Origin of the sequence: Promicromonospora sp. CA-289599 (assembly GCF_050936155.1) — a bacterium.
Taxonomy (GTDB): Bacteria; Actinomycetota; Actinomycetes; order Actinomycetales; family Cellulomonadaceae; genus Promicromonospora.
The window spans coordinates 5837061-5854913 of the sequence record NZ_JBNJNI010000001.1 but is presented as its reverse complement, the minus strand read 5'-3'; the positions used below and the strand labels follow the sequence as shown (position 1 = coordinate 5854913).

At 70.4% G+C, this 17853-nt stretch carries 18 protein-coding genes; 8 read left to right on the top strand and 10 right to left on the bottom strand.

All coding sequences use genetic code 11. The features are described from left to right. Positions 1 to 111: 111 nt before the first annotated feature. The gene (locus tag ACQEVI_RS26060) at positions 112 to 1140 is read left to right on the top strand and encodes an NAD-dependent epimerase/dehydratase family protein (protein ID WP_432904965.1); all 1029 of its coding nucleotides are present in this window, start codon (positions 112 to 114) and stop codon (positions 1138 to 1140) included. 67 nt (positions 1141 to 1207) lie between these two features. Here ACQEVI_RS26060 and ACQEVI_RS26055 read toward each other — a convergent pair whose 3' ends face one another. Further along, positions 1208 to 1441 (bottom strand): helix-turn-helix domain-containing protein, encoded by a 234-nt coding sequence (locus ACQEVI_RS26055; protein ID WP_432904962.1) that lies wholly within the window; start codon positions 1439 to 1441, stop codon positions 1208 to 1210. Next, positions 1438 to 1875, bottom strand: a complete 438-nt coding sequence (locus tag ACQEVI_RS26050) for an AraC family transcriptional regulator N-terminal domain-containing protein (protein ID WP_432904960.1) — start codon at positions 1873 to 1875, stop codon at positions 1438 to 1440. The genes ACQEVI_RS26055 and ACQEVI_RS26050 overlap by 4 nt, the downstream gene beginning before the upstream one ends. 121 nt (positions 1876 to 1996) lie before the next feature. Here ACQEVI_RS26050 and ACQEVI_RS26045 point away from each other — a divergent pair, with 121 nt between their 5' ends. After that, entirely contained in the window at positions 1997 to 2797 is an 801-nt protein-coding gene (locus tag ACQEVI_RS26045) for an SDR family NAD(P)-dependent oxidoreductase (RefSeq protein WP_432904957.1), read from the top strand. A 268-nt stretch (positions 2798 to 3065) separates the two neighbouring features. Here ACQEVI_RS26045 and ACQEVI_RS26040 read toward each other — a convergent pair whose 3' ends face one another. Then, positions 3066 to 4058, bottom strand: a complete 993-nt coding sequence (locus ACQEVI_RS26040; RefSeq protein ID WP_432904954.1) for an ice-binding family protein — start codon at positions 4056 to 4058, stop codon at positions 3066 to 3068. Positions 4059 to 4713: 655 nt separating this feature from the next. Further along, entirely contained in the window at positions 4714 to 5592 is an 879-nt protein-coding gene (locus ACQEVI_RS26035) for a universal stress protein (protein ID WP_432904951.1), read from the bottom strand. Positions 5593 to 5804: 212 nt separating this feature from the next. On the opposite strand from ACQEVI_RS26035, the gene ACQEVI_RS26030 reads away from it, so the two are divergent. Then, positions 5805 to 8294 carry a phosphoketolase family protein gene (locus ACQEVI_RS26030; RefSeq protein WP_432904948.1) on the top strand — a complete coding sequence of 830 codons (2490 nt, stop codon included), beginning with the start codon at positions 5805 to 5807 and terminating at the stop codon, positions 8292 to 8294. Between the two features lie 60 nt (positions 8295 to 8354). Here the strand turns inward: ACQEVI_RS26030 and ACQEVI_RS26025 are convergent, their stop codons facing one another. From ACQEVI_RS26025 to ACQEVI_RS26015, 3 genes are all read right to left on the bottom strand, one after another. Next, on the bottom strand, positions 8355 to 10055 hold the full coding sequence (locus tag ACQEVI_RS26025; protein WP_432904945.1) for a SulP family inorganic anion transporter: 1701 nt from the start codon (positions 10053 to 10055) through the stop codon (positions 8355 to 8357). Further along, positions 10052 to 10483, bottom strand: a complete 432-nt coding sequence (locus tag ACQEVI_RS26020; protein WP_432904943.1) for an ArsR/SmtB family transcription factor — start codon at positions 10481 to 10483, stop codon at positions 10052 to 10054. Before ACQEVI_RS26020 ends, ACQEVI_RS26025 begins: the two co-directional genes overlap by 4 nt. A 110-nt stretch (positions 10484 to 10593) precedes the next feature. Next, a complete protein-coding gene (locus ACQEVI_RS26015) occupies positions 10594 to 11070 on the bottom strand; it encodes a nuclear transport factor 2 family protein (RefSeq protein ID WP_432904940.1) in 477 nt (158 codons plus the stop codon). Positions 11071 to 11189: 119 nt separating this feature from the next. Here ACQEVI_RS26015 and ACQEVI_RS26010 point away from each other — a divergent pair, with 119 nt between their 5' ends. Beyond that, positions 11190 to 11798: a TetR/AcrR family transcriptional regulator gene (locus tag ACQEVI_RS26010; protein ID WP_432904937.1), complete on the top strand. Its 609-nt coding sequence runs from the start codon at positions 11190 to 11192 to the stop codon at positions 11796 to 11798. A gap of 141 nt (positions 11799 to 11939) precedes the next feature. Then, positions 11940 to 12917 carry a saccharopine dehydrogenase family protein gene (locus tag ACQEVI_RS26005; RefSeq protein WP_432904934.1) on the top strand — a complete coding sequence of 326 codons (978 nt, stop codon included), beginning with the start codon at positions 11940 to 11942 and terminating at the stop codon, positions 12915 to 12917. 62 nt (positions 12918 to 12979) lie between these two features. Here the strand turns inward: ACQEVI_RS26005 and ACQEVI_RS26000 are convergent, their stop codons facing one another. Then, positions 12980 to 13927, bottom strand: coding sequence for a helix-turn-helix transcriptional regulator (locus tag ACQEVI_RS26000; RefSeq protein ID WP_432904931.1), 948 nt, complete (start codon positions 13925 to 13927; stop codon positions 12980 to 12982). 116 nt (positions 13928 to 14043) lie between these two features. On the opposite strand from ACQEVI_RS26000, the gene ACQEVI_RS25995 reads away from it, so the two are divergent. The 3 genes from ACQEVI_RS25995 (at position 14044) to ACQEVI_RS25985 (ending at position 15987) form a co-directional block, all read left to right on the top strand. Further along, positions 14044 to 14892: a helix-turn-helix domain-containing protein gene (locus ACQEVI_RS25995; RefSeq protein ID WP_432904929.1), complete on the top strand. Its 849-nt coding sequence runs from the start codon at positions 14044 to 14046 to the stop codon at positions 14890 to 14892. Between the two features lie 125 nt (positions 14893 to 15017). Then, the gene (locus tag ACQEVI_RS25990; protein WP_432904926.1) at positions 15018 to 15392 is read left to right on the top strand and encodes a hypothetical protein; all 375 of its coding nucleotides are present in this window, start codon (positions 15018 to 15020) and stop codon (positions 15390 to 15392) included. Next, positions 15385 to 15987: a GyrI-like domain-containing protein gene (locus tag ACQEVI_RS25985; protein ID WP_432904923.1), complete on the top strand. Its 603-nt coding sequence runs from the start codon at positions 15385 to 15387 to the stop codon at positions 15985 to 15987. Before ACQEVI_RS25990 ends, ACQEVI_RS25985 begins: the two co-directional genes overlap by 8 nt. 13 nt (positions 15988 to 16000) lie before the next feature. Here the strand turns inward: ACQEVI_RS25985 and ACQEVI_RS25980 are convergent, their stop codons facing one another. Together ACQEVI_RS25980 and ACQEVI_RS25975 are read right to left on the bottom strand one after the other, a co-directional pair. Then, complete coding sequence (locus ACQEVI_RS25980) at positions 16001 to 16888, bottom strand: universal stress protein (protein WP_432904920.1); 888 nt, start codon at positions 16886 to 16888, stop codon at positions 16001 to 16003. Between the two features lie 28 nt (positions 16889 to 16916). Continuing rightward, positions 16917 to 17798 (bottom strand): universal stress protein, encoded by an 882-nt coding sequence (locus ACQEVI_RS25975; RefSeq protein ID WP_432904917.1) that lies wholly within the window; start codon positions 17796 to 17798, stop codon positions 16917 to 16919. Positions 17799 to 17853 lie beyond the last annotated feature (55 nt).

Below are 17853 nucleotides of genomic sequence, written 5' to 3'. Positions count from 1 at the left end.
TCGGAGGGTAGGCCCTGCCGCTACCAGTGTCAGCAGGGGTCTGGGTGGCCGCCGGCCGGGTGGGGAGGATCGCGTCATCGCTCGAGGTTCACGTCACGGAAAGAGACTCTCATGTCACACGTTCTCGTCACTGGCGGGTCCGGCTTCATCGCGGGGCATGTCATCGTCCAGCTCCTGGAGCAGGGGCACACGGTGCGCTCCACCATTCGTTCCCTGCGCAAAGAGGCCACCGTCCGCAGCGTGCTGCGAGATGGCGGAGCGGTCCGCGACGACGCGCTGGCCTTCGTCGAAGCGGACCTGATGAACGACGCCGGATGGGCGGAAGCAGTGGCCGGGACGGACTATGTCATCCACCTCGCCTCGCCCATCCGTACCGGCAAGGTCAAGGACGAGGAGGAGGTCATCTCGCCGGCCCGCGACGGGGCGCTGCGTGTGCTGCGTGCTGCCCGCGACGCCGGGGCGCGGCGTGTGGTGCTGACCTCCGCGTTCCACGCGGTCGGGTTCGGGCACGGGCACCTCGACCGCGTCTTCACCGAGCGCGACTGGTCGCCGCTGAACGGCCCCGGCGTGGACGTGTACGGGCGTAGCAAGATCCTCGCTGAGAGGGCCGCGTGGGACTTCATGGCGCAGCGTGGCGACAGGCTGGAGCTCACGACGATCCTGCCCGTCGCCGTCATGGGTCCGGTCATGGGCAACGACGTGTCGGGCGCGAACCACATCGTGCAGAACAGCCTGAACGGGCACATGCCGGGATACCCGAACATGTTCGTGCCGATCGTGGACGTACGCGACGTCGCCGCGGCCCACGTCGCAGCGATGACCGCGCCGGGCGCGGCCGGCCAGCGTTTCCTGGTCGCCACGGGCGAGCCTGCGATCGCGATGAAGGAGATCGGCGCGACCCTCAGGCGCGACCTCGGCGTGCAGGCGTCGAAGGTCCCGACCCGGTCCATCCCGAACTTCGTCGTGAGACTCACCGCGCTGTTTCAGGACGAGTACAAGTCCGTCGCCGCGGACCTCGGTTACATCAAGCGGGTCTCCAACGACAAGACCCGCACGCTCCTCGGCATCACCCCTCGGCCTGCCCGCGAGGCGATCGTCGCCGCCGGCCGCAGCATGATCGCCCGAGGACTCGCCGACTAGTTACTACCAGCACGCCCGTACGCCGGAGGAGCGGTCAGCGTGCGCTCGACGTACTCGGCGTGGTCGGTCAGCCGAGCGCGACGTCGCTGGTGGTGACCTCGCCGAGCGCGATCTGCTGACGTACCCACTGGGCGTCGGTGGCCGGTGGGCGGCCGTGCAGCGCGTGGTAGTCCCGGGAGAAGTGCGAGGCGCTCTTGTACCCCACCGCGGTGGCCGCCTGAGCCGCGCTGTCACCCAGGACGACCATGCGGTGCCGGGCCTCGCCGAGCCGGACGCGCCGGAGGTACTGCACGGGTGTCATCCCGGTGACCTGGCGGAAGCGTCGGCGAGACCGGGTGTCCAGGTGCCGAGCCGGGCGGTGGGGACGTCGTCACGGTGTGGCCGGGACATCGTGGCGGCGACCTCGGTGATGATCCGGGTGTCCAGCTGCCAGACCCCGGCCACGAAACCGACGTCCGGGTCTGTCGAGACGACGCCGGCGACCACGGGCAGGTCCACCGGCGTGATGATGAACCGCTCCCGGCCCCAGGTGTCGTCGTCGTCAACGACGATCGACCGCTTCCATCCCGCGAGCACGACTGAGAGGGACGGTCGGTAGCGCTGGTACCCGAGCTTCGTGGGCCCGGGGACCTGCGACACGCGAAGCCCGATGCGGGACGCGCGTGTCGCTTGACCCACGTTGCGGAGCGCACTGGCCAGCGCGTGGTCCAGCCGGTCCGAGGTGACGTCGTCCACATCCTCATTCTGCCTGGCCGGGGCGGACAAGGGCGGCACCGCTGTGGACGACACGGGATCCGGCAACGAGTCCGGAGTTCTGGGCAACCCTCGGCACCCGGGTTCGAGTGACGATCGGAGCATGCAGACGAACGAAGCGCTCCTTGGCTCCCTGACCACCGACGATCGACTGGCGGGCCGGACCGCGCTCGTCACCGGCGCCTCCAGCGGCATCGGTGAGGCGATCGCCAGGGTTCTCGCCTCTTCCGGCGCACACGTCGCCGTCGCCGGGCGGAACGCCGACCGGACGCGGGCCGTCGTCGACACGATCACCGCGGCGGGCGGTTCCGCCGCCGCGGTCCGCGGCGACCTCGGGGCGGCACCGGACGCCGTGCGCACCTTCGCCGCTCGCGCCACCGATGCGCTCGGTGGCAGGGTGGACATCCTGGTGAACAATGCCGGGGTCTACCCGAACGCGCCGACCCCGGCGACCACCGACGAGCAGATGGAATCGCTCTGGGCCACGAACATCCGGGCACCACACGTGCTCGTCGCCGCGCTCGCCCCTGCGATGGTCGACCGAGGATCAGGTGTCATCGTGAACATCGGCTCATGGATGGCCCGCGTCGGGGTGCCGGCGATGGCTCTCTATCCGGCGACGAAGGCGGCGCTCGAGCAGCTCACCCGCGCGTGGGCGGCCGAGTTCGGACCCCATGGGGTACGAGTGTCGACCGTCGCACCGGGTGCGACGGCCACCCCAGGGAACGCGGACTCGAGCGAGCTGCTCGCGATGATGACCGCGGGGACGCCTGCCGGGGTGCCGGTGCGGCCGGTCGACATCGCGTTCGCGGTCCGTTGGCTCGCTTCCGACGAGGCGGCCTTCGTGCACGGTGGGACGGTCGACGTCGACGGCGGCCTCGCCACGACCCGGTTGCGGGGCTGAGCCCGCTCGTCTGCGGCGGCGCGTCCGACGGCGAGCCGTTCACCGGCTGGTCGTCGCTCGCTCTGATGGACCTCGAGGACTCCCAGCAGTACAGGTGCTGGGCGTGTCAATCGCGCTCCGGCACGTGGGGCGGCGCTCGGGCAAGCCCTATGAGACGCCCATCGGGGTGTACCCGCTGGAGGAGGGCTTTCTCGCCGTCCTGTCGTACGGGCAGGAGACGGACTCGCCGCGCTCGGCCAGGCTGCCAGATCCCTCACGATCACACGTGTCAGGCCCTACGGCGGTGCATCCGGACGCTCGTCGCGATGAGGCCGACTCCGGCGAGGATCGCCGCGATCGAAGTGGCGAGCAGCGGCGCGTTGACTGACGGCCCGGTCGTGGCGAGCATGCCCTGGCTGCCTCCGCCGGGCCCGTTGCCACTGCCGTTGCCATTCCCGCTGCCCGGGCCGCCTGGACTGCCGTTGCCACCGGGGCTGCCGTCACCGGACGGAGTCGGGCTCGGTGGCCCTGAGGGGGCGTCGCTCGGCGGTGTGGTGGGGCCGTCGGTCGGTGGCCCTGTCGGGTTGTCGGTGGGTGATGGGCTGCCCGTCGGCGGCGGCGAGGACGGCGGAGTGGTCTCGCAGGCGCTCTGGGTGAAGACGTCGGAGTCCAGGGTGACCGACCCGTTGCGGGCCAGAGCGCGCCCGTCCACGGTGGTGCCGGTGGTGACGCTGATCGAGGTCAGAGCCATGATCGTGCCCACGAACGTGGTATCCGTGCCCAGCGTGGCCGAGCTGCCGATCTGCCAGAATACGTTGCAGGCCCGTGCGTCGTTCAGGAGCGCGACAGTGCTCGAGCTCGCGGTGGTGAGTGCGGATCCCACCTGGAAGATGAAGACCGCGTCCGGGTCGCCCTGAGCGTCGAGCGTGAGCGTCCCGGTGAGCCCGATCGAGCTGGATGCGTTGTAGACCCCTGGCTCAAGGGTGAGTCCGCCCAGGTCGCCGGAGATGCTGGCGTCGGGTGCCTGTCCCGCGGCGTCGTTGTACGCGGTGGTGAGGTCGCTCTGCGCCTGGAGCGCGTGCGCGTTCGCCGAGTGTGTGTCGCCCAGGGCGACGCCGGGCGGGAACCCTGTGATCGCAGTACCCGGGCTCACACCGACGTTGTCGGAGAGAACCGAGGGTCCGGTGTTGGTGACGGTCTGCCCGCCGAGCACCGAGTAGGTGCCGGCGGTGCCGAGGTCGACAGGGGTGCCTATCGCCCAGGCCTGCTGTGTCGCGACCACGAGTGTGAGCGCGCCTCCCAGTGCAAGGGTCGTGCCCGTGGCGGCACGTCGGAGCGAACGCGGCCGTGCTGTCGCCTCAGCATGCTGGACTTTATGCTTTCTCATGAAAACCCCTTCCGATCCTCCGGATCTCGGAGTCTCAATCGCGCCTTGTGAATGCATCGGACACTACGCATAGGACGGTGATTTAGCGCCCGGAATGGGATTCCAATGAAGAGTAACCTGAGCTCTTGGGCAGTTCTTGTCGATTCCACGCTACGCCGTATTTCGGGCCGGGGGAGTGGCCTCGCGCCGTGTTTGCCGCCCGTTTTGTCGCACTGGCAGCATCGCGCACCCGTACGACCTGGGAATGCATGCTCGTGGCGGTGTTCACCATTAGAAATCGAGCATCCGGTAATTGCTTGACGTGCTGCGCGGGCAGGGGGAATTACCCCCGTTTTGGCAACCGTTTCGACGGGGGATGAAATTGCGGGTGATATGTTGCGAACGCGGCTCCCGCTCTGGGGGCGGGAGCCGCATCCCTTTCGCGTCATGGCCCCGATACAACGGGTCGTCGGATTTCATGAGCCCGTCATGGAAAAGACCCTGAATCGCGGAAAGAAACGCACTGCAGTGCAACCTGCGCTGCGAGCGGGAACGGTAGACCTTCGCTACGTCAGTTCTCCAGGATCGTGCCCGAACGTGCGAGCACGAGCGGTGCCCGGGTCGGCGCACCGGTCAGCGGAACCACTTCGACCGGGACGTCCGCGGCCCCGAGGACTGCCCGCGGCACCGGCCCGAGGCGGACCAGATGCCGCAGGTCCAGCTGGTGCCGGGCGATCATCAGGAGGTCCGCGTCGGTCGCGGCGTCGACCAGTACGCGCGCCGGCTGTCCGCGGGTGAACGACGTCTCCACCGCGACGCCGGGAAAGATGTTGGACCAGTCGTGCACCAGGGTCTCCAGCGACCTGCCCTCGGACCTGTGCCGGTCGCCCGGCCGGACGTCGACGCGGGCGGCAGCGGTGAGATCCGGGGTGTCGCACACATGCATGATCTCCAGGGTGGCACCTCGTGCGGAGGCCTCCGCGAACGCACGCGCCAGCAGCCCTCCGGCGTTCGTGCACGACTTGACCCCGACGACGATGCGCTGGTGGTGCCGGGCTCGCCAGTCGGCGGGAACCACCACCACGGCGGCCACCGTGCGCGCGGCGGTCTCCGTGATCACAGCGCTGATGCCGGGCCGCTCGGGGCTCCACGGTGTCGTCTGCCCCAGGACCAGGAGGTCGCCGGCCCCAGCGGCCGCGACCAGTTCGTCCGCAAGCTGGCCGCGCCTGAAACGCCAGTCGAACTCGACGTCGGGCGCGGCGACGCACGCCTCCGTCATGTGCGGGTCCATGATCTGGCCCGTGTCGTCGCGGTCCAGGACATGGACCATTCGCACACCGGTGCCCCGGGCGCGGGCCTCGTCAATTGCGAACCTGAGCGCTCCCAAACCTTGTCCCCTCCCGTCGACGGCGACGACGACGGCAGGTGCCGTTCTCTGCGTGGTACCCATGACGAACCCTCCCTTGACTCGGCATTTCCTTCGAGACTGCCCGGAGGCGAGCCGTCGTCGGTAGGGCTGAGGGTCACGGATCGACGGGACCTTCTCCGTCGTGCCTGGGGACCTTCGTCCCTTTCCCGCGCCGAACCTTCGAAGCCATGGTGGAGCGGCTGCCGTCAGCCGGCACTGAGCCCGTACGTAACTCGCAAACAGGAGCAGACGCGATGACGACGATCACTGTCCCCGACTCCACGGCCACCGGATGGCGCGCGACCGGTGTCGCCGAGCTTGAGCCCGCCGAGTTGCAACGCATCCATGCGTGGTGGCGGGCCGCGAACTACCTCTCGGTCGGTCAGATCTACCTGCTCGACAACCCGCTGCTGCGCGAGCCGCTCACCCGGGAGCACGTCAAGCCCCGGTTGCTGGGCCACTGGGGCACGACACCGGGTCTGAACTTTCTGTATGCGCATCTGAACCGGGCGATCAAGGAGCGGCAGCAGAAGACGATCTACATCACCGGCCCTGGCCACGGCGGGCCGGGTCTGGTCGCCTCTGCCTACCTGGACGGCACCTACTCCGAGGTCTACAGCGACATCCCCGAGGACGCCGAGGGCGTCAAGCGCTTGTTCCGGCAGTTCTCCTTCCCGGGTGGGATCCCGAGTCATGTCGCGCCGGAGACACCGGGGTCGATCCACGAGGGCGGTGAGCTGGGCTATTCCCTGAGCCATGCCTACGGTGCGGCGTTCGACAACCCCGACCTGCTCGTCGCGGCGGTGGTAGGCGATGGTGAGGCCGAGACCGGTCCGCTGGCGACGTCGTGGCACTCGAACAAGTTCCTCCACCCCGCCCAGGACGGTGTCGTGCTGCCGATCCTGCACCTCAACGGCTACAAGATCGCCAACCCCACGGTCCTCGCGCGCATCCCGGAGGGCGAGCTGCGTGACCTGATGGTCGGGTATGGGCACAAGCCGTACTTCTTCACCGTGCAGGACGACTCACCGGAGTCGCCCACCGTGTTCCACGCACGGTTCGCGGCCCTGCTGGACGAGGTCCTCGACGAGATCGCCGCAATCAAGACGCGTGCCGCGCAGGGCGACCTGAGTCGTCCGGCGTGGCCGATGATCGTGTTCCGCACCCCGAAGGGGTGGAGCGGCCCGGCGCAGATCGACGGGAAGAAGACGACGGGGTCGTGGCGGGCGCACCAGGTGCCGCTCGCGAACGCCCGCGACACCGACGAGCACCTGCGCGTGCTGGAGGCGTGGCTGAGGTCGTACCGCCCGCAGGAGCTGTTCGACGACGACGGCCGGGTGCTGCCGGAGATCGCCTCGCTGGCGCCGGACGGGGAGCTGCGGATGAGCGCGACCCCGCACGCGAACGGTGGCCTGCTGCTCAAGGACCTGCGCCTGCCCGACTTCCGTGACTACGCGGTCGACGTCCCGGTGCCCGGCGGTTCGGTCTCGGAGGCGCCGCGGGTGCTGGGCGAGTGGCTCACCGACGTGATCCGGCGCAACCCGACCAGCTTCCGGATCTTCGGGCCGGACGAGGTCGCGTCCAACCGTCTGCAGGCCGTGTACGACACGACCGACAAGCAGTGGAACGCGCAGTACCTCGGCCCGGAGGTGGACGACCATTTGGCGCGGGCGGGCCGGGTGATGGAGATGCTCAGCGAGCACCAGGTCCAGGGCTGGCTGGAGGGCTACCTCCTCACGGGTCGGCACGGCCTGCTGACGAGCTATGAGGCGTTCATCCACATCATCGACTCGATGTTCAACCAGCACGCGAAGTGGCTCAAGGTCACGAACGACATCTCGTGGCGGCGGCCGATCGCGTCGTTGAACTATCTGTTGTCCAGTCATGTGTGGCGCCAGGACCACAACGGGTTCAGTCACCAGGATCCCGGGTTCATCGACCATGTCGTGAACAAGAAGGCCGAGATCGTGCGGGTGTATCTCCCGCCGGACGCGAACACTCTGCTGTCCACGTACGACCACTGCCTGCGCAGCCGCCAGTACGTCAACGTGGTGGTGGCGGGCAAGCAGCCCGCGCCGAACTTCCTGGACATGGAGCAGGCTGTCGAGCACTGCACGCGCGGGCTGGGCATCTGGGAGTGGGCCGGCACCGAAAAGGCGGGCGAGCAGCCGGATGTGGTCCTGGGGTGTGCGGGTGATGTGCCGACCCTGGAGGTCTTGGCCGCGGCGGACATCCTGCGTCGTGAGCTGCCCGACCTGAAGGTCCGGGTGATCAACGTCGTGGACCTGATGCGGTTGCAGGACTCGACCGAGCACCCGCACGGCCTGACGGACTCCGAGTTCGACGGCCTGTTCACCACGGACCGGCCGGTCATCTTCGCGTACCACGGGTACCCGTGGCTGATCCACCGGCTCACGTACCGTCGCGCGGGCCACCCGAACCTGCACGTGCGCGGGTACAAGGAGGAGGGCACGACGACGACGCCGTTCGACATGGTCATGCTCAACGACCTGGACCGGTACCACCTGGTGATCGATGTCATCGACCGGGTCCCCTCCCTCGGCGCTGCGCAGGCCGGGCTGCGTCAGCGTATGCAGGACGCGCGGATCCGTGCGCGTGCCTGGACCCGCGAGCACGGCGACGACATCCCCGAGGTCCGCGACTGGGTCTGGCCCGATGCCCAGGACCTGGCAGACGGCGGCCAGGTTGACGCTACGCTCGGCACCGGTGGAGACAACGAGTAGCAGGGATCGAACGCGGCTGACGTTCGCCTAGTTTCATGAGCCGCTGGGGTCCCGGGGCGGTCACGAGACGTCGGGGCCTTCGTCCGCGCGTCGCACGTGGGAGCGGGCGTGGGCGACGGCGTCGTCGAGCCTGAGGAACAGGTGGCTCTCGTGGCGGAGCTCGTCCAGCACCCCGACGGTGGTCATCAGCTTGCGGTGCCGGGGTTGCACGCCCTTGACCAGGACCGTGATGCCGCGCTGCTCGAGGGCGGCGACTAGCTCGGCCAGTGCGCGTGCTCCGGTGGCGTCGACCATGCCCAGCTGGGACAGGCGCAGGATGACGACCAGGACGTTCTCCCGTACCGAGGCGTCGGTGACCTCCGTGAGGATCCTGTCCGAGGCTCCGAAGAACATGGCGCCGTCCAGCCGGAAGAGCGCGATGTGCTCGTCGCCCTCGTGCGCGACGCCGGGCAGCGGCTCGCGGTGCACGGACGAGGCGCGGGCCAGGCGCCGCAACGCGAAGAACGCGGCCACGACCAGCCCGATCTGGACTGCCTCGACGAGGTCGAACGCGACGGTGATGACGGCCGTGACGACGAACGTGGCGGCGTCCGAGCGCGTGGAGCGCAGGACCGCGCGGATCGTGCCGGCGCCGATCATGCGGAACGCGGTCACCATGAGCACGCCGGCCAGCGCTGCCAGCGGGATGCGGCTCACCGGCCCGGTGGCGAGGTAGATCACGGCGAGGATGACCAGCGCGTGGATGACCGCGGCCAGGCGGGTGCGGGCTCCGGAACGCACGTTGACCGCGGTGCGCGCGATGGCGCCGGTGGCCGGCATGCCGCCGAACAGGCCGGAGGCGAGCGAGGCCAGACCCTGACCTACCAGCTCCCGGTCGGGGTGGTAGACGGACCCTCCGGGTGCCATCGACGCGGCGACCCGGGCGGACAGCAGGGACTCGATGGCGGCCAGCGCCGCGATCGCGACGGCCGCACCCAGCAGGTCGCCCAGCCCGGTGGCGCTGACGCCGGGCAGTGCCGGGACCGGGAGCGTGTCGGGCAGGGCCCCGATGCGGGCGACCGGTGCACTGGTGACCTCGGCGAGCACCGTGGCGGCCACGACAGCGACCAGCGAGGCGGGGATCGCGGCATGCAGCCGGGGCAGGACGAGCATGAGAGCGGCGACCAGCGCAACGGTCGCGAGCGACCACAACGTGGTCGCGTCCAGGGCGAGCGCATCGAGGGCGCCGGCGGCGTCGGCGATCGCGTGGGCAGCTGTCACCAGCGTGTTGCCCCCGACGGCGGCGTCCTGCCCGATGGCAGCGGGGACCTGCTGCAGGAAGATGATCGCGGCGATCCCGAGGGTGAACCCCTCGACCACCGGCCACGGGATGAAGGTGACCACGCGCCCGAGCCGCAGCAGTCCGGCAGCCAGGACGATCAGCCCGCCGAGCATCGTGACCAGGACGACAGAGGGCAGTCCGTACGCGGCCACGACGGGCGCCAGGACGACGGCCATCGCGCCGGTCGGGCCGGAGACCTGGAACCGGGAACCGCCGAACACCGCCGCGACCACGCCCGCGATGACAGCGGTCACCAGGCCCGCGGCCGGCCCGACGCCGGAGCTGACACCGAACGCGAGAGCCAGCGGCAGTGCGACCACGCCCACGGTCAACCCGGCGAGCAGGTCGGCCCCGATCGACCGAGGGCGCAGGTCGTAGTCGTCACGCCGGGGTAGCAGGTCGCGCACGTCCAGCCGGACCAGCACGTCGCGGACCGTCACGGCTTCGCCGTCCGCTCGGCCGGGACGCTCTCGGTCAGGGCTGCTTCGAGCACGGCCCGGGCGCTCGCCCCGGGCAGCGTCGGCAGCTGCTGCGCGACCGCGAGCTGGGCGGCTTCGGCGTCGTGGCCGGCCAGGCGACGCAGCAGGAAGGCGCGGGCGACGACGAGCAGGTCTGCGACCAAGGGTTCGGTCAGCCGGTACACCACGGCGTTGCCCGAGCGGGTCGAGGCCACGACCCCCGCACGTTTGAGGACCGCCAAGTGCTGGGACATCGCAGAGGGTTCAGCACCCGTCACGTTCAGCAGGCGAGAGACCGGGGCGGCCAGGTCCGGGTCCGCCGCGATCACCTCCAGCAGCCGGATGCGGACCGGATGGGCCAGGGCCTTGAACAGCTCTGCCTTGATCGCGTACAGCGGCTGCGTATCCACCTCGTGACTTTAGCACTTGCTGAAACCAATGCGTGCTCGGTGCTCTGCCTGCGCGCCCTCGCCGAGCGAAGGGCGGAACCTGGTCCGTGTCCGAGATGAGGCCCCGGGCGTCAGACGCCGTAGAGGACGGTGGTGTCACCCTCGGTCCAGGCGTTGTCGACGATGAGGTGCTGGATGACCCAGGCGTCACCCTGCCGCACCAGTTCGACGTCGTACCGGTTGGTCATCAGGACGTGGCGCGAGTGGTCGTCGCGCGGCAGGTGCTGGCACGCCACGATGGCTTCCAGGCTCGCGGTGTCTCCGTCGACGTCGGCCCGCGGGTTGCTCACGGAGTGCGTCGTGTCCAGCTTGCTGAGCGAGTCCGCCAGGGCCGCGGCGATCGTCTCCCTGCCCTCCACCTCCGGGTAGTCGAAGCCGGCCTTCCTCGTGGCGGGCCCGAAGTCGGCCACCGCGTCCTCGGCGAACGCCGACGCGAGCAGGGCTCGGTCGCGCAGGTCGAGACCGGCCGCATAGCGGTAGAGGGCTTCGATCACGGCGAGCTTGTCCGCTGTTGCCGTGGGGGTGGTGGTGCTGTCGATGACCGACATGACGCTTCCTTGTCTGACGATGCGATGTTGAGATCAACGTAGCCCTCTAATCGACACCTGTCGAATAGCATGGGTGTCGGAGGCGCTCGTGGAGAGGAACGTCATGTACGGTGCGGCGCATGGTGACTGAACCGCCTGCGGTGGTTGGTGAGGACCCGCGGTTCGCGCGCTCACGACAGGCGATCGCGGACGCGCTGGCCGACCTCGTGCTGCGGACGGACGCGTGCCCTTCGGTCTCCACCCTGGCGGAGGCCGCCGGGATTCACCGGGCGACGTTCTACAACCACTTCGACTCGGTCGAGCACGCCGCGGTTCACGTGATCACGAGCGACTTCCGCGCCCTGCGGACCCTCGACTTCGGCGACCGTCAGCTCGGTGCCGACCCCGCCTCGGTGGCGTTGGCGACGCTGAACACCATGCTCGAGACCCTTCGGCGCCGCAGAAGCCTCTTCCTGCTGGCTTCGACCTGGCAGTCACCGAGTGGACTGATGGGTATCGGGGACCTGCTCGTGGACCAGATCCGGGACTTTCGGCACGAGTTCGGCGGCGACGAGCAGCAGTCCGACGCCGACAGTGCCGTCGAGGACATCTACACGGCCTGCGGGATGAACGGCGTCCTGTCGGCCGCGCTCGGGGACGGTCTCGACGGCGAGCCGGAGGAGATCGCTCGCCGCCTGTACGCGGCCCTGCCCGACTGGATGCAGCACCCCCGCGAATCGTCGTCCTGACTACGCGGCCGAGGTGCCCGCGGACGGTGCTGTCTGCTGGATCACACGACCGGCGGCGCTTTGCGGACCCGACCTGTCCGGGTCGGTCCATAGCGTGCAGGTGAACCGGGAAGGGCCCGGCCTGCGAGAGGAACCCCAGCTATGAGCGGACGACTGCTGATCTACGGCGCGACCGGGTACACCGGTCGACTGGTCGCGGAGCGGGCGGTGCATATCGGCCTGGACGTGACCGTGGCCGGACGGGACACCGGAAAGGTCGGCGACCTGGCGGGCTCCCTGGGCATCGCGTCCCGGGTGTTCGCCGTCGATGACGTCGACGCGGTGCGCGCCGCGCTGCGGGACGTCGACTGCGTGCTCAACGTCGCCGGACCGTTCCGGCACACGGCCCGCCAGCTGATGGACGCGGCCATCGAGGCCGGCGTGCACTATCTCGACACGACCGCGGAGCTCGAGATCTTCGCGCTGGCGGAGTCCAAGGACGCCGAGGCGTCTCGTGCCGGGGTCATGATCATGTCCGGCACCGGGTGGGACGTGGTGCCGAGCGACAGCCTCGCCCTGCACACCGCCCGCCGGGTGGCCGACGCCGAGAAGCTCACGATCGCGCTACGCGTGACCGGCGGCTTCTCTCGCGGCTCGCTCGCCAGCTCCGCCGGTATCGAGGACCTGGGCGACCTGGTGCGCCGGTCGGGCGAGCTGACCCGGCTCGACGAGGCCGCCACGCGGTCGTTCGACTTCGGCAACGGCCCGGAGGACTGCGTGCCGGTCCCGATGGGCGACCTGATCACCGCCGTGAGGTCGACCGGCATCGAGAACATCGAGGTGTTCCTGGGCACCGACGCGGGCTTCCCCGACGTCGACGACGCCCACCCGGGACCCACCGCGGCCGAGCGCAGCCAGGGCCGCTACCTGGCGCTGGCCGAGGTGACCGGCCGGAACGGACAGGTAGTGCGGTCGCTGATCGACACCCCGACCGGTTACACGTTCACCCAGCTGAGCTCGGTCGAGATCGCGCGCCGTGTGCTCGACGGGCAGTTCACCGCCGGGTTCCAGAGCCCGGCCTCGGCCTACGGACCGGAGCTGGCCACCGGCATCGCGGACACGACCGTCGTCGACCTCTGACAGTCACCGCCGGGCGGAACCGTACGTGCACCGCGGCCGGGGCGGCGCACCCGCCGCCCTGGTCAGGTGTTGCTCTCGACCAGCGCCACGGCACATCGTCGTACCGCCTCGCGTACGGGCTCCGGGGAGAGGACGGTCAGCGGGACGCCCAGGCGCATCAGGTACTCCCCGAGGGACTGCGCGTCCGTGCCGCCGACCCGCACGATCGTGGCGTGCGGCCCGTCGGGCTCATGAGTACCGGCGGTGGGCGGCACCGCGCGCATCGCGTCGTCGAGCGGGAGCCGCAGGCGCACGACGGCGTAGAGCGGGTGGTCGCTGACGAGCATCTCGGCGACCAGGCGCGCGGCGTCGGGCGGGTCGGTCAGACGCACCACCCGGCCGGTGGGGTGTACGTCGATCACCCGGTCGGCGCGGAAGGTCCGCCAGGCTCCCTTGGCCACGTCCCGCGCTACGAGGTACCAGCGGTTCCCGGTGAAGACGAGGCGATACGGGTCGACGTCGCGCACCGTGTCGGTTCCCTGCATGCTTCGGTAGGACAGCGTGATCCGCTCGCTGCGCCGGCAGACCTGCGCCAGCCCGGCGAGCATCCCGGGTGAGAGCGGCTGCCCGCAGACTCTCGTGGTGTGCTCGAAGACGTCGTCCATCGCGCCCAGCCGGGACGCCACCCGCGCCGGCAGCAGCTGGCGCAGCTTCAACAGAGCCGACAGCACCGCCTGGTCGTCGCTGAGCACCCTGGTCTGCGCGGCCTCCCGCAGCGCCACGCTGACGGCCAGCGCCTCCTCGTCGTCGAGCACGAGGGGCAGGTGGCTACGACTCTCCCCGAGCCGGTATCCACCCCAGTGGCCTGGCTCGGACTCGACGTCGTAGCCGAGGTCGCGCAGGCGAGCGACGTCACGGCGCACCGTCCGTTCCGTGACGTCCATGCGCTGCGCGAGCTCGCCGGCCGTCCAGCTCGTCCGTGACCACAGGAGGGACAGCAGCTGCAGCAGCCGCGAGGAGGTGCTGATCACGACTGTCCAACACGGCCGGCCCCGGCCGTAGTCCGCGAGGCCGCACCGCGGGGGTGCGCCGCACCCAGGCAGCCACACCCAGGGTCCACGGCCGGTCCGCGCGTAGCCTCGAACGCATGGCAACAAGAGAGAACGCGTTCGGGGAGTTCCTCACGGCACAGCGCGCCCGGGTCTCCCCGCAGGACGTCGGCCTGCCGACGGCCGGCTCACGCCGGGTCAAGGGTCTGCGGCGGGAGGAGGTGGCCGTCCTGGCGGGGGTCAGTGCCGACTACTACGCACGCCTCGAGCAGGGGCGCGAGCGGACGCCGTCGGCCCAGGTCGTCGAGGCGATCTGCACCGCCCTGCAGCTGGGCCCGGACGCACAGGCGCACGCGTTCCGGCTGGCCCGCCTGACACCTACCGCGCTCGCCACGAGCGACCTGGTCGGCCAGGACATGCTGCGTCTGCTCGACAGCATGCCGAACGTCGCCGCGTACGTCGTCAACCCGGCCTTCCGGATCCTGGCCACCAACCCCGTGGCCGGGGAGCTGCTCGGCAGCGAACAGGTAGCCAAGGGGGCCGTGCCCTACCTGTTCACCGACCCCGCCTCGCGCAGGTACTTCATGGACTGGGAGCACATCGCGCGCGCCGCGGTCAGCGCGCTCCGGCTGGCGGTGGGATACAGCCCCGTGCACCCGGAGGTGTCCGCACTGGTGGCTCGGATGAAGGACGAGAGCCCGGACTTCGCGCGTCTGTGGCAGGACCACCGTGTGACCGGCCTGAGCGCGACGGCCAAGCGCATCGACCACCCCGCCGTCGGGCAGCTGGAGCTGGTCTACCAGACGTTCGAGAGCCGGGACGCACCGGGGCAGCAGCTCACGGTCGCCACCGCTGCGGCCGGGTCGCCCAGCGCCGACTCGCTCGCTCTCCTCGGCACCATCGCGGCCGACCGTGCGGCTTCCACGGAACTCGCCGACCCGAAGTAGACGTCCGCCCGGGAGCCAGGGTGTGCCACACCCAGGGAGCCACTGCCTTCTTCACCGTCCTCGTGCCCCGCAGGCTGGAGCCGTACCGGACCACCGGTGCGCGCCAGACCACGAGAGGAACTGACATGACCGGCAACAGGTCTCCCGCCACGGGCCGCGGGGCCGAGCACGACCCGGCCCAGCAGACCCTGGCCGACGCCGACACCACCGCGCTGGAGGTGCGTGCCCTGTACGAGCAGATCGAACAGCGCATCCTGCAGCGCACCTGGACCCTGCCCGAGCTGGCGGTCGGATTCACCAACGACGCCGCCTACGTGGGCCGCCTCGTCCTGGCCGCCGAGCGCACCTGGGACATCGAGGGCGACGTCGACGCCGAGCTCAGGCACAAGCTCGCCGAGTGCCTGTGGTGGCTCTTCGTCCTGGCCGACAAGCTCGACGTCGACCTACCCGCCGCCTACGCCGAGACCATGCAGAAGATCGGGGGTGGGCTCCGTGGCTGACGCGCTTCCCCTGACCGATCACTACGCGGCGTCCGACGAGCCGGAGCTCGTTCGTTCGCCCGCAGCCCGCTACGTTTTCGTGACGGGAGCGGGAGCACCGGGCGACGACGAGTACTACCGCAAGAAGGCGCTGGTCGTCGACGTCGCCCGGGCGCTCGCTCCGCCGGCATCACCCGGTGCGTCGGAGCCGGTGGCCGAGGGCCAGTACTGGTACCCGGAGGGCTCGACGCAGGTCGGCATCGCGGACTTCTACAGCGTGCACCCCGTCTCGGCGCTGCACTACCGCCTCATGGCCGCCGTCGGGGCCACGACCACCGACGCGGACCTCGCCGCTGCTCGTCTCGCGGCGGCGAGCCCTTCGGACCCGACAGAGGACCGGCTCGAGCTGTTCGACCTGCCCGAGGAGACCGTGGTCCAGGTGATGCACCACGGACCCTTCGCCGACGAGCTCGCCACGCTCGACCGGCTCGGCCGGTTCGCCGAGCAGGCCGGCGTGGCTCGCAGCGGGCCCCACCGGGAGATGTACCTCGACGCCTATACCAGCACGACCCCGCAGGACACGCTGCGCACGATCCTGCGGGATCCGGTGGCCTGACGGTTGCGACCGCTCATGGTCGGGACGGTGGGACGACGGCCACCGGGCAGGCAGCGTGATGGATCATGGCCTGGCTGGTGGATCCCAGCAGGAGTCCACGGAATCCACCGCGTCCGCGCGATCCGACCACGACCAGCTGGGCGGTCCTGGCGCGTTCGAGAAGGATGTGGGCCGGGCCGTCCCGGACCACGACCTGCTCGACGGGGACGTCGGGGTAGCGCGCCTTGCCGTCGGCCAGCCAGCGGCTCAGCTCCTCCGACTCGTTCTGCTGGATCGAGTGCCAGTCCGTCGTCAGCTCCCAGACGGTCGTGACGGGCAGGTCGCTCCACGCGTGCACGGCTGTCAGGGGCGCGCCGCGGAGGGCTGCGGCCTGGAAGGCGAAGTCGAGCGCGGCCCGGCTGTTCGGCGACCCGTCCACGCCGACCACCACCGGCCCGTCCTGTCGGGGCGCGGTACCTGGCTCCACGCCCCGGACCACCACGACGGGGCAGCACCCGTGGGTAGCGACCGCGACGGCGATCGACCCGACGACCAGGCCCGCGAACCCGCCGAGCCCGCGTGAGCCGAGCACCACCAGGCCGGCCGAGGCTGACCTCTCGATCAGGTGAGCGGCCGCCGAGCCGCTGACCAGCTGGGTGGTGGTGAGGACGCCGGGCGCCGCTTCCCGGGCCGCCGCGGCGGCTTCCCTGAGCCACTCGCCCCCTTGCTCGACCAGCGCGTCGTGGTAAGGGCCCAGCGAACCCGCGTGCCGAGGGGCGACGGGGATCGGCGTCCACGCGTGGAAGAGCACCAACGGAGCGCTGCGGCGGCCGGCCTCGTGGGCGGCCCAGCGCACTGCCTGCGTGGCCGATTCCGACCCGTCCACGCCGACCACTACGGGGCGCTGCACCGTCTGGGCCATGGGAGTCCTCTCCTCACGTAGGTCGGGTTCAGTCGTGCGCGTGGTGATGTGCGTGCACCACCATGATCGAGCACGGCGCCGAACGAAGCAGGGCGTCGGGCACGCTGCCGAGCATCCGGCCCATCGCCCGGGAGTGCCTACGTCCGCCGACGATCACGAGGTCGTCGGTCGTGACACCGTTGCGGAGCGCGGCGACCGTGTCCCCGCGGCGGATCACGATCGAGCAGGTGACGCGCGGGTACTTCTCGGACCAGCGGGCGACCCGATCGGCCAGGGCGGCCCTGGCCGCCTCCTGCCACGAACCGGCGACCGGCTCCATCTCGAGGACGGCGGAAGCGATCGGGTCGCTCGCCGTCACGTGGAACACCTCGAGGGGGCAACCGCGCACGTTCGCCTCGGCGAACGCCGCACCGAGCACGTCTGGCTCGTCGTCCCGGCCGACACCCACCCTGATCCGGTGCGGATCACCGGTCGTCGCGCCTGCCGGTACGACGGCGACTGCTCCGCCGGCGGCCGCCGCCAGCGCGGACGAGGTCGAGCCGAGCACCATGCGGTCGAACTTTCCGAGGCCACGGCGTCCGACGACGACCAGGTCGCAGGTCTGGGCCCGCTGACCCAGCACGTAGCTGGCGGCGCCCGGGGTCACGGTGAACTCGACGTCTCCAGCTTCGGGGTGGTGCTCGGCGAGCTGGGTGCGTGCTGCCTGTACGGCCCGGTGGGCCTGGTCGCGCAGCTCTCCGATCGGATCGCCGATCCCCGGGTCGGGAGTCATGGGTGGGGCGTAGGCCGCCACCACCGTCAGGTGTGCCCGGTGCAGGTCGGCGGCACGTGCCGCCCAGTCCAGTGCTGCCAGGCTCTCGTGCGAGCCGTCGATCCCGACGACGATGTCGTGGTACCAGGTGGTGCTCATGATCTTCCTCCTTTGTCACCTACAGGACACCAGCCGGCGGACGGTGTCCGGCAGA

Bases quoted from the DNA above. Each gene is read 5' to 3' on its own strand.
- ACQEVI_RS25975 (WP_432904917.1), bottom strand. From the start codon at position 17,798: ATGAGCACCACCTGGTACCACGACATCGTCGTCGGGATCGACGGCTCG.
- ACQEVI_RS26045 (WP_432904957.1), top strand. From the start codon at position 1,997: ATGCAGACGAACGAAGCGCTCCTTGGCTCCCTGACCACCGACGATCGA.
- ACQEVI_RS25990 (WP_432904926.1), top strand. From the start codon at position 15,018: ATGACCGGCAACAGGTCTCCCGCCACGGGCCGCGGGGCCGAGCACGAC.
- ACQEVI_RS25995 (WP_432904929.1), top strand. From the start codon at position 14,044: ATGGCAACAAGAGAGAACGCGTTCGGGGAGTTCCTCACGGCACAGCGC.
- ACQEVI_RS25980 (WP_432904920.1), bottom strand. From the start codon at position 16,888: ATGGCCCAGACGGTGCAGCGCCCCGTAGTGGTCGGCGTGGACGGGTCG.
- ACQEVI_RS26010 (WP_432904937.1), top strand. From the start codon at position 11,190: ATGGTGACTGAACCGCCTGCGGTGGTTGGTGAGGACCCGCGGTTCGCG.
- ACQEVI_RS26030 (WP_432904948.1), top strand. From the start codon at position 5,805: ATGACGACGATCACTGTCCCCGACTCCACGGCCACCGGATGGCGCGCG.
- ACQEVI_RS26035 (WP_432904951.1), bottom strand. From the start codon at position 5,592: ATGGGTACCACGCAGAGAACGGCACCTGCCGTCGTCGTCGCCGTCGAC.
- ACQEVI_RS26005 (WP_432904934.1), top strand. From the start codon at position 11,940: ATGAGCGGACGACTGCTGATCTACGGCGCGACCGGGTACACCGGTCGA.
- ACQEVI_RS26055 (WP_432904962.1), bottom strand. From the start codon at position 1,441: ATGACACCCGTGCAGTACCTCCGGCGCGTCCGGCTCGGCGAGGCCCGG.
- ACQEVI_RS26060 (WP_432904965.1), top strand. From the start codon at position 112: ATGTCACACGTTCTCGTCACTGGCGGGTCCGGCTTCATCGCGGGGCAT.
- ACQEVI_RS26015 (WP_432904940.1), bottom strand. From the start codon at position 11,070: ATGTCGGTCATCGACAGCACCACCACCCCCACGGCAACAGCGGACAAG.